14 protein-coding genes are annotated in these 15,659 nt (G+C 73.6%); 6 read left to right on the top strand and 8 right to left on the bottom strand.

The genetic code is table 11. From position 1 onward, the window contains the following. The first annotated feature begins 208 nt into the window (after window positions 1-208). Window positions 209-955 (top strand): DUF1838 family protein, encoded by a 747-nt coding sequence (locus tag ACGFS9_RS08580; protein ID WP_393251592.1) that lies wholly within the window; start codon window positions 209-211, stop codon window positions 953-955. A 145-nt stretch (window positions 956-1,100) separates the two neighbouring features. Here the strand turns inward: ACGFS9_RS08580 and ACGFS9_RS08575 are convergent, their stop codons facing one another. After that, entirely contained in the window at window positions 1,101-2,675 is a 1,575-nt protein-coding gene (locus tag ACGFS9_RS08575) for an N-acetylmuramoyl-L-alanine amidase (RefSeq protein WP_393251591.1), read from the bottom strand. A 259-nt stretch (window positions 2,676-2,934) separates the two neighbouring features. After that, on the bottom strand, window positions 2,935-3,684 hold the full coding sequence (locus ACGFS9_RS08570; RefSeq protein ID WP_393251590.1) for a D-Ala-D-Ala carboxypeptidase family metallohydrolase: 750 nt from the start codon (window positions 3,682-3,684) through the stop codon (window positions 2,935-2,937). A gap of 267 nt (window positions 3,685-3,951) precedes the next feature. Here ACGFS9_RS08570 and ACGFS9_RS08565 point away from each other — a divergent pair, with 267 nt between their 5' ends. Together ACGFS9_RS08565 and ACGFS9_RS08560 are read left to right on the top strand one after the other, a co-directional pair. After that, window positions 3,952-4,986 carry an ArsR family transcriptional regulator gene (locus tag ACGFS9_RS08565; protein WP_393251589.1) on the top strand — a complete coding sequence of 345 codons (1,035 nt, stop codon included), beginning with the start codon at window positions 3,952-3,954 and terminating at the stop codon, window positions 4,984-4,986. A 97-nt stretch (window positions 4,987-5,083) separates the two neighbouring features. Beyond that, complete coding sequence (locus ACGFS9_RS08560; protein ID WP_393251588.1) at window positions 5,084-6,421, top strand: DUF1254 domain-containing protein; 1,338 nt, start codon at window positions 5,084-5,086, stop codon at window positions 6,419-6,421. 18 nt (window positions 6,422-6,439) lie between these two features. Here the strand turns inward: ACGFS9_RS08560 and ACGFS9_RS08555 are convergent, their stop codons facing one another. Both ACGFS9_RS08555 and ACGFS9_RS08550 read right to left on the bottom strand, forming a co-directional pair. Further along, window positions 6,440-7,057: a GNAT family N-acetyltransferase gene (locus ACGFS9_RS08555; RefSeq protein WP_393251587.1), complete on the bottom strand. Its 618-nt coding sequence runs from the start codon at window positions 7,055-7,057 to the stop codon at window positions 6,440-6,442. Further along, window positions 7,054-8,121 (bottom strand): ThiF family adenylyltransferase, encoded by a 1,068-nt coding sequence (locus tag ACGFS9_RS08550; RefSeq protein WP_393251586.1) that lies wholly within the window; start codon window positions 8,119-8,121, stop codon window positions 7,054-7,056. The genes ACGFS9_RS08555 and ACGFS9_RS08550 overlap by 4 nt, the downstream gene beginning before the upstream one ends. Window positions 8,122-8,582: 461 nt before the next feature. Here ACGFS9_RS08550 and ACGFS9_RS08545 point away from each other — a divergent pair, with 461 nt between their 5' ends. Further along, window positions 8,583-10,304, top strand: a complete 1,722-nt coding sequence (locus tag ACGFS9_RS08545) for an MOSC domain-containing protein (protein WP_393251585.1) — start codon at window positions 8,583-8,585, stop codon at window positions 10,302-10,304. Between the two features lie 92 nt (window positions 10,305-10,396). Here the strand turns inward: ACGFS9_RS08545 and ACGFS9_RS08540 are convergent, their stop codons facing one another. Together ACGFS9_RS08540 and ACGFS9_RS08535 are read right to left on the bottom strand one after the other, a co-directional pair. Beyond that, window positions 10,397-10,648 carry a DUF5133 domain-containing protein gene (locus ACGFS9_RS08540; protein WP_393251584.1) on the bottom strand — a complete coding sequence of 84 codons (252 nt, stop codon included), beginning with the start codon at window positions 10,646-10,648 and terminating at the stop codon, window positions 10,397-10,399. A gap of 282 nt (window positions 10,649-10,930) precedes the next feature. Next, window positions 10,931-11,221 (bottom strand): DUF3303 family protein, encoded by a 291-nt coding sequence (locus ACGFS9_RS08535; protein ID WP_393251583.1) that lies wholly within the window; start codon window positions 11,219-11,221, stop codon window positions 10,931-10,933. Window positions 11,222-12,202: 981 nt separating this feature from the next. Between ACGFS9_RS08535 and ACGFS9_RS08530 the strand changes: the two genes are divergently transcribed. Further along, window positions 12,203-13,798 carry a PP2C family protein-serine/threonine phosphatase gene (locus tag ACGFS9_RS08530; protein ID WP_393251582.1) on the top strand — a complete coding sequence of 532 codons (1,596 nt, stop codon included), beginning with the start codon at window positions 12,203-12,205 and terminating at the stop codon, window positions 13,796-13,798. A 54-nt stretch (window positions 13,799-13,852) separates the two neighbouring features. Here ACGFS9_RS08530 and ACGFS9_RS08525 read toward each other — a convergent pair whose 3' ends face one another. Together ACGFS9_RS08525 and dps are read right to left on the bottom strand one after the other, a co-directional pair. Then, window positions 13,853-14,419, bottom strand: a complete 567-nt coding sequence (locus tag ACGFS9_RS08525) for a type 1 glutamine amidotransferase domain-containing protein (RefSeq protein WP_393251581.1) — start codon at window positions 14,417-14,419, stop codon at window positions 13,853-13,855. A 144-nt stretch (window positions 14,420-14,563) separates the two neighbouring features. Next, window positions 14,564-15,124, bottom strand: coding sequence for a DNA starvation/stationary phase protection protein Dps (gene dps, locus ACGFS9_RS08520; RefSeq protein ID WP_393251580.1), 561 nt, complete (start codon window positions 15,122-15,124; stop codon window positions 14,564-14,566). A 237-nt stretch (window positions 15,125-15,361) separates the two neighbouring features. Here dps and ACGFS9_RS08515 point away from each other — a divergent pair, with 237 nt between their 5' ends. Then, entirely contained in the window at window positions 15,362-15,655 is a 294-nt protein-coding gene (locus tag ACGFS9_RS08515) for an ANTAR domain-containing protein (RefSeq protein ID WP_393251579.1), read from the top strand. Window positions 15,656-15,659: the final 4 nt, after the last annotated feature.

Below are 15,659 nucleotides of genomic sequence, written 5' to 3'. Positions count from 1 at the left end.
CGGGCGGCGGACCGCTCTCGCCCGACCGCGGTCTGCCGCGCCGCCGCCGTATCGGACGGACCGGGCGGAGCCCGTCCGCTCGTCTGCCGACCCGCGGATCCGGCGGGCCCGTCCCCGCCGGGGTGCCGGGCGCCGGATGCGGCCGATCTCGCCCCGGTCGCGGCGAAAGCGGCCCCGTGTGCGGCGGTGATCGTGGAGAGTGGTCGTCATGACGACACCCGCCGAGTCGCTCCGCTCCCTCGCCCGCGTCCGGGCGTCACTCGACGGGGAGGAGGTCACCTTCGGGTGGACCGGCGACGTGTACTCCTGGTCGCCGGACCAGCCCTATAAGCGCGTCTTCGGCTTCGAGGGCGTCAACGTCGCCCGGCTGGTGCAGGACACCGCGGACGGTCCGGACGCGTACCGGCTGCTCACGCGGGAGGCCGCCTTCTTCCTGGACCCCGCCTCCCGGGCGATCCTGGAGACCTGGCGGGGGCTGCCGGTGGTGCACATCTGGAACGACCCGGCGAACCAGAAGTGGCGCCCCTTCCCGGTACCGACGACCGACCTCGGCGGACAGGTGTGCTTCAGCCTGGAGATCCCCCTCTCGTATCCCTCGCCCCTGCCGGCCGACGGCTATCCCGTGCACTCCTCCGGCGACACCTACCGGGCGCTGGAGCTGTTCCAGTTCTTCGCCGACCGACGGGATCTGGCCGGCACGGCGCCGAGCGTCCCGGCCACGCTGTCCTGGACCCGGATGTCGCCATGGCTCCCGTGGATGGCGCGCGGCCCGCGACCGGGCGGTCTCGCCTTCCACTGCCGGGGCCGCAAGCTCGGTTCCTACGCCGAGGTCCCCGAACGCACGCGCGCCCACATCGCCGACCAGCATCCGCAGTTCGCCCACGCCCCCGACGAGTGGAGCGAGCCGAACGAGACCAGCTGGACGTACTTCCGCAGGCTGCACCCGCCGGCCTAGCCGGGTCCGCTCCGCCGGGCCGCGGGGCCTGGGCCCCCCGCGGGCGGGAGCCGTTCGGGGCGCGGCCGGCCCGGTCGCCCGCGCCCCGGGGCGGCCGAGCCGCCCTCCCCCGCGCCAGGTCCTCGCGGCCTTCGCGGCCCTCGTGTCAGCGTCCCGCCTGGAGTGCCCCCCACGTGGCCGGACCGACCTGGCCGTCGACGGTCAGTGAGCGGCCGGCCTGGTAGTCCCGGACCGCCTGTTCGGTTCCCGAGCCGAAGTCGCCGTCGGCGGAGACGGTGCGGCCGAGGGCGGCCGTGAGGGAGCGTTGGAGGCGCTGGACGTCGGAGCCGCCGCTTCCCCTGCCGAGTGCCGGTCTGGTGCCCGCCGACAGCAGCGCGGTCCAGGTGTGCGAACCGACCACGCCGTCCGCGCCGAGTCCGCGCGCCTGCTGGAAGGAGGTGACGGCGGCCGTGGTCTTCGAGCCGAAGGTGCCGTCCACCGTGCCCGGGTCGAAGCCCTGCGCGGCGAGGAGGGACTGCGCCGCCGACACCTGGGCCCCGCTGGAGCCGGAGCGCAGGGTGTCGTAGGAGGGGAAGGACAGCTGGACGCCTCCTCCGCCGCCTCCGGTGCTGCCGCCCACCAACTGCATGTAGTACGTCCAGTTCCAGTACGGTCCGGGGTCCGTGTGGTCGTTCCCCGGCACCTCGGCGTGTCCGACGATGTGGGCGCGGTCCTTGGGGATGCCGTACCGGTTGCAGAGGTAGGCCGTCAGCGCCGCCGACGACCGGTACATGGTGTCGGTGAACCAGGTCGGGTCGTCGATGTATCCCTCGTGTTCGATGCCGATGCCGGTCGCGTTGCCCGAACGGGCGTGCCAGGCCGTGTCCTTGTCGCGGACGGTCTGGGTGATCTGGCCGTCCGAGGAACGGACGACGTAGTGCGCGCTGACCTGTGCCGACGGGTTCTGGAACCAGCTGATCGTGCCGGCGTAGGAGCCCTGGGTGACGTGGATGACGATCGTGCTGATCGCCGCCGTCCGGCCGACGGCGTAGTTGGCCGTACTGGCCGGCACCCACAGGGCCGAGGGGTAGTCCGGGCTCTGCGCGGCCGCCGCCACGGCGGTCTCGTAGGGACCCCGTTCGGGAGCGACGGGGCGGGCGGGGAGCGTCAGTTGCTCGCCGCCCGGTGTGCGGACCGCGAGGCCGTCGGACAGGAAGGTGTACACGGTGTCGGCGTAGAGGCGTGCGGACGCGGGGTCCGTGGCGCCCCCGTACCGGGCGACGACCGGGTACCAGGCGTCGGTGTCGTGCCGTCGGGTGCCGCCGAGCCCGGCGTCGTCGGCGTAGGCGCGCAGGACGGCCGCCGCCCCGCGGATGTTCGCCGCGGTGTCCCGGCGCAGATCGCCGAGGGTCTCGCCGGTGAGGCGGGAGGCGAGGTCCAGCGTGTGCCGATCGGGGTTGCCGACCAGGTGCATCACCCCGTACCCGCCGGCCTGGCTCGGCTGCCCGTGGTGGCCGTCGAGGTGGGTCTCCCCGTAGCCGAGTGCGACGAGGACGTCGCGCGGGACGTCGTACTCCGCGGCGGCGCGGGCGAAGTCGCGGGCCATCGGCCCCGCCTGCTGGTCGCCCTCCGGGCGGGGGCCGGCCGCGGCGGGCCGCGCGGTGGTGGCGAGGACGGTCAGTGTGCTGAGGACGGCGAGCGCCGCGCGCAGGGCGAGGGTGCGGGCCGGTCTGCGGTACATGCGGGGGGCCTCCGGTGGGGGTGGGGTACGAGCCGCGGGGCACGCGGGCGCGGGAGGGAGGTGGTCGGCGGGGGCGGCGCCGACGGGGCGGCCCGACGGTCCGTCGCCGCCGGTGTCCGGTCGCCGCACGCGCCGGCCCGGGCCGGGTCCCGTACGGGCGGGTCCCGGCCCGGGCTGTGCGGGGCGGAGCCGTCGGGGGGCGGGCGACCCGGGACGGAGAAGGGGGTGGCGCGTCGGGCGACGTCCCGCGAGGCCGGGGTCAGATGGTGCCGTTCTCCCACCACCAGGCGCGGCCGAGGTCGGCGCGGCTGTCGACGTGCTGGTGGTCGACGGTGTACGTCTCCAGTCCCGAGAACCCGCAGGTCTCGGCCTTCTGGTAGACGGTCCGGTTGCTGACGCCCGGGACGTCCAGGTCGGCGGCGGTGCCGTAGAGGTGCATGCTGTCGCTGGCTCCGCCGATCTCGGCGTTGTGCGCGATGCTCCGGAAGCCGGAGTTGACGGTGACGGGGGTGTTGCCGAGCTTCTTGCGCAGGGCCTCCAGCTTGTACATGGCGCGGCGGGCGTTCTCCTTGGCGGCGGCCGTGCTCACCTTGCCCCCGCTGAAGGTGCCGCTCGAACGGTCGGTGAACTCGCTCCAGTCGAAGTGCGCGGTCGAGCCGTCCGACTGCTCCAGGGCGTTGAGCTGCGCCTGCGTGGCGGGTCCGGCGCTGCCGTCGACGGACAGACCGTAGGCGGCCTGGAACCGGCGGACCGCGGCGGCCGTCCCCGGACCGAAGTCACCGTCGACGGCGACCCGCGAGTGGCTCGGGGAGTCGGCGGCCCAGCCGGCGACCCGGATCTGAAGTTCCGTCACGTCCGCGCCGGTGGCCCCCTGGTTCATGGTGCGGGTCCAGTTGTAGGCGTGCGCGGTGCCGGAGAGGAGGAGGGGGCCGGCGAAGACACCGAGGGTCGCGGCGACGGAGCCGCGCAGGACGGCGCGACGGTTCGGGATGCGCTGAGGGGCGGTCATGGTGATCCCTTCGGTACGGGAGCGGTCGGGTCGACGCGGCGGCCCCGGTGGGCGGGTCGGACCCGTCCGGTACGTCCGCGGGCGGCCCGGCCGGGAGGCGGGTGTCGGCCTTTCGGGGGCAGACGACGGGGTGCGGACGGGACGTGGGGAACCGCGAGTCGTTCGTGGGGCCGGTGCGACGAAGCGAGTTCATGCTCCGGCCTGCGCTCCGAACTGTCATGCTCATTCGAACGTGCTGAAATGTCGCAGGCGGAAAGGGTGTCGACCGTGCTTCGCTTCCATTTCTCTGCCGAGGACCTCGCCCGGACCCGGGTCGCCGCCGCTCCGCACCCGCTGTGGGAGATCGCCGCGAGCCTGCACCGGTTCCAGACCCCCACGGGCCGGTGGGCGTACGCCCACTGGTACCGGCTCGCGCGGGAGCGGCTGCGGGAGGGGGGCCTCGAAGAGGTGGTGCGGCGGGTTCTGCTCCCCCTGTTCCCCCGCGCCTCCTACTTTCCCGACTTCCTGACCCCGCTGGAGGGAACGGCGGGCCTGGAGGCGGGACTTGAGGCCATCCTCGGCACACCTGCCGACCAGGTCGCGACGGAACTCGCCGCGCTGGCCCGGATCACCCGCATGCCGCCCTCGCTGAACCGCGTCACGGAGGCGGAGGGACGGCGCGAACTGACGGAGATCCTGCGCGCCTACCACCGGACCGTGATCGAGCCCCATGAGGAGTGGATGTACGAGAGTCTGCACACCGAGCGGACACGGCTGGCCCGCCACCTCCTCGACGGCGGCACGGAGGGCCTGCTCGGCGGGCTCGGTCCGACGGTCAGGTGGAAGCATCCGCGGCTGGAGATCAGCGCCTACCCGACGGAAGCCGACATCCGGTTGCAGAGCCGGGGGCTGCTGCTCATCCCGTCGTACTTCTGCTGGAAGGGCCCGATCTCGCTGGCGGACCCGGAGTTACCTCCGGTGCTCAGCTACTCGACGCACCACGAAGCCCTCGCGACGCCGGGCAGGGCGACCGCGGAGGGCCCCGGTTCGCCGCCTCTGCAGGTCCTGCTGGGCCGGTCGCGCGCCGCCGTCCTGCAGGCCGCGGCCGCCGGGGCGACCACCACCGAGGCCGCGCACCGGGCCGGCGTCACACCCGCCACCGCGACCCATCACACCACGGCCCTGCGCGACGCGGGCCTCATCACCAGCCACCGGCACGGCAACACGGTGATCCACACCCTGACGGTGATGGGCGCGGCCATGCTCAGCAAGAACCGGGTGGACCCGTCCCCGACCTCCTCGGCGGCCCGGCGGCACCGGTGAGTGTGGCGTGGGGGTGGCTTTCCGGCCTCCGTGTGGCGAGCGCCCCCGGGCCGGGGAACGATGGCTCCCGGAACTGGTCACGAGAGGGCGGTACGCGGTGTCGGATCTTGCGGAGCTGGCGGCGGACGCCTATGTCTACGGCTTGCCGGTGGTCGCCAACCTGGACGCGGTCCACCTCTTCACCCGTCGGGGCGTGGGGCCGATGGGACCGGCCCCCTTCAACACGTTCCGTCACGCGCACTCCCTGCCCGGGCCGAAGGAGACGGACGTCGGCGGCGGCCACGACACCGTCCCCTCGATCGCGCACCTGGACCTGAGCGGCGGACCGCTGCTGCTGCGTGTTCCCGACACCGCCCGCCGCTACTACGTGCTCCGCTTCGTCGACGCCTGGACCGGCACCTTCGCCTACGTGGGCCGGCGTGCCACGGGCACCGCGGCGGGCGCCTTCCTGCTGACCCCGCCGGACTGGAGCGGCGAGGTGCCGGCGGGTGCGACACGGCTCTCGGCGCCGACGACGGTGGTCTCGATCGTGGGCAGCTGGGCGTGCGACGGCGCGCGGGACCTGCCGGCCGTCCGGGCCCTCCAGCGGGCGACCACGCTGGAACCGCTCGACGGCGCCCGGCCCTCCGCCGCGCCGCCGTCGCCCGAAAGCGACGTCGACGGGGCCGAGTTGCTGTTCTTCGAGAAGCTGCGCAGCCGGATGCGGGCCTTCCCCCCGGCGCCCGCCGAGCTGGAATACCAGCAGAGGTTCGCCCCGCTCGGTCTCCTGGACGAGCGCAGCCCCTACGCGGACCCCTCCGCGCGGTTGGCGGCGGCGCTGCGGGCCGGCCACCAGCGGGGGGCGCGTCGCGTGGAGCACGCCGCCGCGAACGGCGGGGGCCCGGAGACGAACGGCTGGAAGCCGACCTACGGCGCCTTCAACCACAACCTCGACTTCTTCGAGGTCGGCACCGTCAGGTCCCCGTCGTGGGTTCTCGCGGACCGCGACGAGGCACGCACCGTACGGGCCGCCGCCGCCCGTGCCGGCCTGTGGGGGAACCACGGCTACGAGTCCGCCTGCGCGATGGCCTGGAACGACGGTGACGGCCACCGCCTGGACGGCACCCGGTCCTACACCCTCCGCTTCGAGGCTCCGCCGCCGGTGGACGCCTTCTGGTCGCTCACCATGTACGACATGCCGCACTACCAGCTGGTCGACAACCCCGCCGGCCGGTACTCCATCGGTGACCGCACCCCCGACCTGCACTACGACCGCGACGACTCGCTCACCGTGCATCTCCAGCCGGAGCGACCCGCCGACCGGGCGGAGGCGGCCAACTGGCTCCCCACCCCGCCCGGCCCCTTCCGCCCCGTCCTGCGGATGTACCAGCCGCATCCCGCCGTCTTCGACGGCAGGTTCACCATCCCCGCGATCACACGGCGGGGCGGCTCGTAGAACGGGACGGCCCCGGCGTCACACGGTCACACCGTCGCGGAAGGCGGCGCCCTCACCGTCGAGGATGAGGCGCTCGGCGGCGCCGGCCTGCGGAATCCACTCCGGCGCCACGGCGGCGTAGGTCGCCACGTCGTGCCAGGCGCCCTGGGTGTGGAACAACTGGCGCAGCGTGGCCTCCGGCCGCAGGCCCGCCGCGAGCATCACCGCGCGCATGCGGCCGTGGTCGGCGCGGTGTCCCGCCCAGATCCGGTGCAGCCCGAGCCGGCCGAAGCCGTAGGCCATCAGGAGCCGGCCCGCTTCGTGGCCGTGGCCGCTGACGGGGGCGCCGGGGAGCAGGACCAGGCTGGTGAGCATGGCGTTGCGGCCGTACTCCTCGATGAGCAGCCCCATGGTGCCCACCATGTCGTCCCGGCCCGGCGCGCAGACGGCCAGGGTGTGCTTGCGGCGGGGCTGGAGGTAGGGCTGGGCGAGGCACTTGGCGAAGGCGTTCTGGGCCTGCCTGGCGTCCATCCGGTCCACCCCGAGGAACCGGGTGAGCAGCCGGTGGGTGTGGATGCGTTCGAAGGGCGCGAGGTCGGTGGCCCGCATCTCCCTCAGCCACAGGTGCTCGCCGTGGAGGTCGGGCAGGTGCGTCACGAGGCGGCTCCCGTGCCCACGGGGGACGGGGCGGCGCCGATCAGTTCTTCGAGGTCGACGTAGTACCGGCCGGAGGCGACCGGGTGCCCCAGCAGGACGCGCCGCGCGGTGTCGGTCACCAGGGCGCCGCCGAGCATCACCCCGCTCGCCAGCTGCGGCCAGCTCGACAGGGTGCGGCCGATCCTGCCGAGGGCATCGGTCATGGCGGGGCTCAGAGCGCTCGGGTCGCACACCTGGAGCAGGAACGCCAGGGCTCCCGCGGGGTCGAGGTCCCGCACCTCCCGGGCCGTGAGGCCGCCGCCGCGGCCGTGGAAGAGGGCGCGGTCCGGCTCGTCGTCGAAGCGCTCGACGTCCAGCAGTCCGCGGTCGTTGGCGTCCATGAGGACCGGCACGCGGCGCGCTCGGGCGTGTTCGCGGACGGCGACCTTGACCCAGGGCGTGTCGCATTCCTCGATCAGCAGGTCCAGCGGACGCTCGTCGCCGAAGAAGTCCGCGACGGATTCCTCCGTGATGCCGGCGCTCCACAGTTCGATGTCGAGATAGGGGTCGAGTTCGTACATCTGGCGGGCGCACAGAACGGTCTTGGAAAGGCCCAGGTCGTGGACTCCGGCGCGCAGCCGGTTCAGGTTGCTGAGCCCGACGGTGTCGAAGTCGGCCAGGCGGAACGATCCTCCTACGCCCTCCATGGCACAGGTGAGCGCCGCGCTGTTGCCCACGGACAGGCCGACGACCCCGATCCGGCGACCCAGCAGCCTCCGCTGCTCGGCGGCGGTGATCTTGTCGCGGTTGCGGTCGGTGCGCACGCGCCGGAACTCCGCCTCGGGGAGCACGTGCACCAGCCGTCCCGACCAGGGATAGAAGACCCAGGTGCCGTACCGGCGCCGATCGCCTCCCCCGGTCAGGGCCTCGATCGCCTGGTCCAGCCGCGGTCCGGACAAACGTTCCCCGGGGCGCACGCACCCGACGAGTTCGGCGAGCTGGTCGTCGATGAGATCGTGCGTCTCCCGCACTCGGCCCGAGGCGAGCAGCGTCTCCAGGCGGGCGCGGTCGCGGGCTTCGCTCAAGCGGTGGAGCTCGGGCCGGAAGGAGGCCCTCTCGCGTTCGCGAGGTGCGGAGTCGGGCTGGACGTCACGCGGTACAGGAACAGGGGAAGGGATCACGGGAAGGGAAGGTAGCAGCGGTTGATCATGGAAAATGGCCAATCCCGGCGGAACGCAAACTCGAATTCATGCACGAACTCTCACCTCCGCCGGGCCCTCGCCGACGCGCGGAAGCGATGGTTCGGGCGTCCCCGGGGCGCCGGTCCTGATGCGGTCGTGGTCCCGGGTGCCGAAGACGGCCCGGCTCTCGTGGCGCGGGGTGTGAGGGACTTCGGCGGGGGCGCGTGTCGGGGAGCCGTCGGCGTCCGGGAGGCCGGGTGGGGGGAGCCGGAAATAGAATCGGCGGGAGGGAACGGGGCGCCCCGCCGAGGGGATCGCCGGGCGGGCCCCTCGACCTCGGCCCTGCAACGCTCGCGGGAGGCCCCATGGCGACCCTGCTGTCCGTCAACGTCGGTATGCCGCAGGACGTCGCCTGGCAGGGGCGGACCGTGCATACCGGCGTGTGGAAGGCCCCCGTGAGCGGTCCCCGCATGGTCCGCCGGCTGAACGTCGAGGGCGACGGCCAGGGAGACCTCGGCGGGCACGGTGGCGAGATGCGGGCGGTCCTCGTCTACCAACTGGACTCCTACCGGTACTGGCAGCGGCAACTCGGCCGCGAGAAGCTTGAGTTCGGCAGCTTCGGCGAGAACTTCACCGTCGACGGCCTGCCCGACGACGAGGTCTGCATCGGCGACCGCTACCGCATCGGCGACGCCGAGTTCGAGGTCACCCAGCCACGCGTCACGTGCTACCGCGTCGGCATGCGGCTCGGCGAGCCCGCCATGGCGTCGTTGCTGGTCGCACACCACCGGCCCGGCTTCTACCTGCGCGTCGTCGCCGAGGGCCGGGTGCGGGCGGGCGACGACGTCACGCTGACGCGCAGGGGCCCGCAGCGGCTCAGCGTCGCCGACACCGACGCCCTGCTGTACCTCCCCGACCGCGATCCCGAACGGCTGCGCAGAGCCCTGGCCATCCCCGCCCTCAGCCCCGGCTGGCAGCGGTCGTTCCGGGAACTCGCCGAACCGTCCGCACCCCGGCGGGAACCGGGATGGCCGGGATTCCGGCCCTTGCGCGTCGCCCGGATCGTCCCGGAGACCCCCACGGTCTCGTCGGTCCACCTCACGGCCACCGACGGCGCTCCGCTGCCCGCGGCGCTGCCGGGTCAGTACCTGTCCGTCCGGGTCGCCCCCGACGGCGCCGCACCCGTGGTGCGCAGCTACTCCCTGTCGTCCGCGCCGGGCGCCGACGCCTACCGCATCAGCGTCAAGCACGAGCCCCGCGGACTGGTCAGCACCTACCTCAGCACCGCACTGCGCGACGGCGACCTCGTGGAGATCGCGAGCCCCCGGGGCACGTTCGTCCTCGAGGAGGGCACCGGGCCGGTCGTCCTCGCCTCCGCGGGGATCGGCGCCACCCCCGTGCTGGCCATGCTGCACCGGTTGGCGCAAGCGGGCGACCCGCGCCCCCTCTGGTGGGTCCACGTCGCGCACGACCGCGCCCATCACGCCTTCGCGGCCGAGGTGAAGGCCCTACTCGCCCGGCTCCCCGCCGTTCACGTGCACGTTTACTACACGGCTCCCGGCGAGCCCGGCGGCCCGCCGGACGAACCCGGCGTGCGGCGGGGCCGTCCCGGGGCGGACGCCCCGGCGGCCATGGGCATCCCCGTCGACGCCGACGCCTATCTGTGCGGTCCGGTGGCCTTCATGGACGCCTTCGAGACGTCCCTGCGCGAGCACGGGCTGCGTCCGGAGCGCATCCACACCGAGCGGTTCGGCGCCCTCCCGCCGGTCAACCCGGGGCTCGCCCCGGTCTCCGGGGCGGCACCGCACCAACCGCCGGGCCCGGCGGGCGAGGGACCACCGGTGGCGTTCGCCCGGAGCGGGATCACCGTCCCGTGGTCGGCGGCCCGCGCCTCACTTCTGGAACTGGCCGAGGCGTGCGATGTCGGCACTCGCTGGTCGTGCCGCACCGGCGTCTGCCACACCTGCGCCACCCCGCTCCTCGCGGGTGAGGTCACCTACACCACGGCACCCCTCGAACCGCCGGAGCCCGGCACGGCGCTCATCTGCTGCAGCGAACCGGCCGGCGAGGTGGTCCTCGACCTCTGACGCGTGCGGCCCGTGGCCCGGAGCCGACCCGAGAGAGCGCCCGGGGCCGCCGGCCGGGGCGGCGCGGCGGTGGGCCGTGCCGCCGACCCGGGTCAGGCGGCCAGCGTCTCGTCCGCCTGCGTCGTTCCGGCGCCCGTGCGGTCCTCCGCGTACCGCTCCAGCAGGGCGTCCGCCGCCCGGAGCGCCTGCTCGGCGGTCCGGGAGCCGGTCATCACGCACAGCGTGTACGTGGCGTCCTCGAGTGCGCGGCTGGTGCGGCCGGTGGGACGCACGTCGTGCTCGATGCGCACCTCGGCGAACCGTGCCAGTACCGTGCGCAGTTCCCTCTCCGCCGGCAGGATCATGGGTGTTCTCTCCCCCTCGGTGCGTACGCGCACGACGGACGACCGTCGCCGCGAGCGACAGGCTGCTCGAATGGCGCGCGACGCCGCTCCCGGTCCGAACCGGCGCCACGCAGGTCTTCGAGTGCCCCGCGCCGGCGAGTCCATGCCACCGCGCCTCGGCAGCCCCGCCCGCCCCACCCGCGGCGGCGGCGCGGCCCTCCCCCGCGGCGACCGCGTCCGGGCGGCGCCGACGACGTGGGGCGCCGCGGCGCCGCCGACCGTGCCGCGGAGAAGAGCGCCTGGTCAGCCGAGCTGAGACAGGCCCTTCCGGAGATCCTCGGCGTTCATGACGGGGGAGACTTCGAGCCGCGCGCCGAGGTCCATGAAGAACGGCTCGGCGATCTTCGGGAGTTCACTGGTGTCCTGCATGTCGAAGATCATGATGCAGCACCGGTAACCGTCGAGGGTGGTGAAGTAGGCCGCCTCCGGCTGGAGGTGCTTCATCGTCTCTTCCATCAACTCCGGCATTCTGCCGCTGCGGATCGCCGCGTTGCCCTTCTCGGTGTCCATGGTCGCCCTGAGCATGACGCGCATCGCACTCACCTTCTCGCCTGGTCGACGCACGCGGGAGCACGTCACCGTGCGCCTTCAGGCTATGCCGCCCGTCACCCGGATGCCCACCCGGCCGCCTCCCCGCAGGACGCCCGGCCGGAGGCGGAACAGCACCCCGGAGCGGGAGGCGCACCGCGCCGCCCGCACCGTCGGCATCACCGTCGCCGACGTGCGCCGACTCGCCCGGGAGGACTGCCCGTCGTCGCGGCCGCACGGCGGTGCCCCCGCACCGGTTCAGTGACCCGCTTCCCGGTCTCCCCGCCCGAACGCGCGCCGGACGGCAGCGCCGTCGTCGGCCACCAGCCCTGCGCGGTCGGGGAGTTCGAGCACGGCGGCGCAGCGCTGGCACAAAGGCGTCCGGGACGCGTCGGGGGCGACGGGGCGACTGCCGCACGCCGTGCACACCCCTCGTCCCCGCTCGATCCCATGCCCCTCGTTCGACGCCTGACGCGGACTCATCACTGCACTCCCTTCGCCGTGGACGCCGCGGACCCTCCGCCCGTCCGCCGAACGGGTTCCCATACGGCGCGCGGTCATCCGCGCGCCGTGGGATGGGGCCCCGCACACCGGCGCGCGCCACCGCTTCGCACGCTCCCCGACCAATCCTTCACCCTCTTCGCAGGTTCTTCACCTGCCCGACGCCGGGCCCGCCGGGACACCACCCTCCTGCATCCATCGAGCGGACCACACCGTCGTGACCTGCTCGTTTCCCGGAGCAGCACGCAGCGGGCCGGCCCGGGCCGTACGGGGTCGGAGGGGCCGCGCGGTGCGCCGGGGCGCGGATCGCCCACCCGGCCGGGCATGCGGACGACGGCGGGTTGCCACGGGAGCGGCACATGGAGGATGGTTGCCGAACGGCAACAATTTTCGACCGGAAGAGGTGAGGGGTTCGCACAGCGGGCCTTCGTCCTTGTGACTTCAACCCAGCAGGAACGCGGCACGAGCGCACACGCTCCGACGCTCGTGTCCTGGTCGTCCGTCCCCTACCCCGTCGTGATCGTGGACCGTTCCGGCACGGTGCGCGGCGCCAGCCCGCGGGCCGAGGAACTCTTCCCCGGGATCGCCGTCGGCGCACTCCTCGAAGCGAGTGCCCCGGACTGGCTCTCCGGCGCCCACACGCGGGCAACCGGCAGCGCCGGAGCGGCGCGCGCCGTCTCGGGTCCGGTGGCCGGCCGGATCTTCGAGGCCCACCCCTCGGTACAGAAGGACGGCAGCCTCGCCTGGTGGCTCGTCGACGACACCGACCACCGGCTGGCCCGCGAGGCGCTGGAGGCCGAGCGCGACCGGACCGCCTTCCTCACCGAGGCCTCGAACAGTCTGCTGTCCTCGCTGAACCTCCAGCGCTGCATGGACGTCACCGCCCAACTGGCGGCCGGGCACCTCGCGGACGCCGCACTGGTGGTGGCACCCCCCAACGGTCGCCGCCTCCCCGTGGTGACGTGCACGGGATACCAGCAGCCGGAACGTTCGCTGCGGGACGTGGCCGCCGAGGACGTCCCCGGCCTCGCCGAGGCGCTCCAGGGCTTCCCGCCGGTGCCCTCCCGCTGGATCGACCCCGCGTCCGCGCCGGCGTGGCTGGTGCCCGAGGGATTCGGACCGGTCGGGTCGATCGTCGTCACGCCCCTGCCCGGCCACGGCGTGCCCGCCGGTGCGCTGATTTTGTTGCGCCGCAGCGCCGAGAGCGCCTTCAGCCAGGCCGAGGAGGTCTTCGCACGCCTCTTCGCCGCGCGCGCGGGAGCGGCCATGTCCGCGGCACGCCTCTACGCGGAACAGGCGTCGCTCTCCCAGACGCTCATGCAGGATCTGCTGCCGCCGGCCCTGCGCCAGGTCCGCGGAGTGGACTTCGCCGGCGGCTACCGCCCCGCGAAGGACAACGAGAGGATCGGCGGCGACTTCTACGACGTCCATCCCTCCGTCACCGAGGACGAGGAGTCCTTCGCCGTCCTCGGCGACGTCTGCGGCAAGGGCCTCGAAGCCGCCGTCCTCACCGGCAAGATCCGCAACACCCTGCAGGCGTTGCTGCCGATGGCCCACGACCACCAGCGGATGATCGACCTCCTCAACGGCGCACTCCTCACGTCCGACAGCACCCGTTTCGCCACGCTCGTGATGGTCTCCGCGGTGCGGGACGAGAGTTCCGTGCGGCTGCGGCTCACCAGCGCGGGTCACCCGCCGGCGCTGATCGTCCGGTCCGACGGCAGCGTCGAGGAGGCCACCCGCCGCGGCACGCTCGTCGGGGCGCTCCCCTCGGCGCGCGCCACCACAACGCACCGGACGCTGGCGCCCGGCGAGTTCTGCGTGCTGTTCACGGACGGCATCACGGAGGCGCGGGGCGGGCCGCTGGGCGACGAGATGTTCGGCGAGGACCGGTTGCGCGCGGCGCTGGCCCGGTGTGCGGGCATGCCCGCCGAGGCCGTCGTGGAGCACGTGCAGATGCTCGCGGCGCAGTGGGTGGGCTCCGAGGTGCACGACGACATGGCCGTCATGGTCGTCGCCGCGCCCCGCTCGCGGCATCTGAGCGCCGTGGGCGGCCGCACCCGCGGCAGGTTCACCGCGTGATGCCGGCCGCCCCGCGCTCCGGCGCCCGGTGAGCCGACCGGGTCCGGCGGCGGTTCAGGCGCCGACCAGCGCCTCGCCGACCGCGCCGACGAACGCGTCCAGATCGTCCGGCGTCCGGGACGTGACCAGGGTGTAGCCGTTCGCGTCGTCGCTCACCACCGGCTCGTCGACCCAGTCCTTGGCACCCGCGTTGCGGATGTCGGTGCGGACGGACGGATACGACGTCAGGGTCTTGCCGTCGAGCACACCGGCTTCCACCAGGGCCCAGGGGCCATGGCAGATGGCGGCGATGGGCCGCCCCGACGCCGCGAAGGCCCTGACCGTCTCCAGCGCCTTGGGCTGGAGACGGAGCTGGTCGGCGTTGAGGGTGCCGCCGGGGATCAGCAGCAGCTGGTGCCCGTCTGGGTCCAGCGTCTCCAGCGTCGCGGTGGGCTCCACCGCCTCGCCCGGCTCCTTGTCGCCCACCAGCGTGCGGATGGGGTCGGGGGACACCGCCGCGATCGTGACGTCGGCGCCGTCCTCCTTCAGCCGGTTGACCGGCACCACCAACTCGTCCTGCTCGACACCGTAGTTGGTGACGAGTACCAGCACGCGGTGGCCGTTGAGGGGCTTGTCGGACATGATGACGGGTCTTCCTCTCGTTGTGCCGGTGGCGTGCCCCCGCGACGGGCGCGCGCGGGCATGCCGCGGCCGTTCGGCGACGGGGGCGGCCGGGTCCCCCTGATCGGTTCGGCGCCGGCTCGGGTGGTCGCCGAGCCGGGGATCTCAGGAGCCGGCGGACCGCTTCGCGGCGTCCGCCTCGGTGGTGGCGCCCTCCGTGCTGAGGGCGCCGCCTGCCGTCTCCAGGTGCGCCCGGATGAACCACTGGAACTGCTCCAGGTCGCGCAGTTGCTCGATGAGCAGGTCCTCGGTCGCCGGGTCGGTGTCGCCGGCCTTCCCGACCGCGTTCCGCAGGTCCTCCAGGACGCCGGTGTAGACGAGATCGAGCGCACCGAGGTGGGCGATGGCGTCGGCGCGGCCGACGCTGTAGTCCTCCCAGGCGCGGTCCGCGACCAGGGCGCCCGGGGTGCCCTGCGCGACTCCGCCCAGCGCGGCGATACGCTCGGCCACGTCGTCGGCCATGGCCCGGACCCGCTCGACCTGCGGGTCCAGCATCTCGTGCACGGCGATGAAGTGCGGGCCCACCACGTTCCAGTGGACGTGCTTGAGCGTGAGGTGAAGGTCGTTGAGGGCGTGCAGGCGCTGCTGGAGCACCCCGATCAGCGAGCCGGCGTCCTGCACCGTGAGACCGGGGACGGTGTAGCGGGGGGTGACCTCGTGAGCCATGGACGTATCTCCTGTTCTCGCACGGTTTGCCCACTCTGGGTACCCGGGAAGTCCCGACCCAATCCGTCTTTCGCGGCGCGCCGGAACGTCGGCACGTCCATCAGGTGATGTTCCGGCGCATTCGGGGCAAACATGCCGAGACGAGCAGACCGCCGGACGACCACACCCCCGCGCCGCGCCCCTCGTCTCTTCGGGACAAGCCACTCCGGGTTCTGGGAGGACCACGTGGAAGACCGCGTGACAGAGTTGGTCGGGAATCCGCGCGACGACGGCCTCGGCGGCCGGGACACGACAGCCTCCGGTGCCGTGCTGGACCACGCCGTCGGCGTCGTCATGAAGCTGGGCCGGCTGGCTCCGGAACAGGCGGAGCAGATTCTCCGGGACCTGTCGCGGCATACGGGCATCAAGGTGCGCCATGTCGCGCAGCTCCTCGTCGAGTGGACCCGCACCGGACGGCTGTGCGCCGATCTGCGGACGGAACTCGACCGGCAGCTCGCGACGCACCGGGCGTCGCCGCGGACGGGCCTCTGAGCCG

Origin of the sequence: Streptomyces sp. NPDC048566, from assembly GCF_043199735.1 — a bacterium.
Classification (GTDB): Bacteria; Actinomycetota; Actinomycetes; order Streptomycetales; family Streptomycetaceae; genus Streptomyces.
Note: the sequence above shows the minus strand (reverse complement) of the source record. Positions and strands in the feature narration are given on the sequence as shown.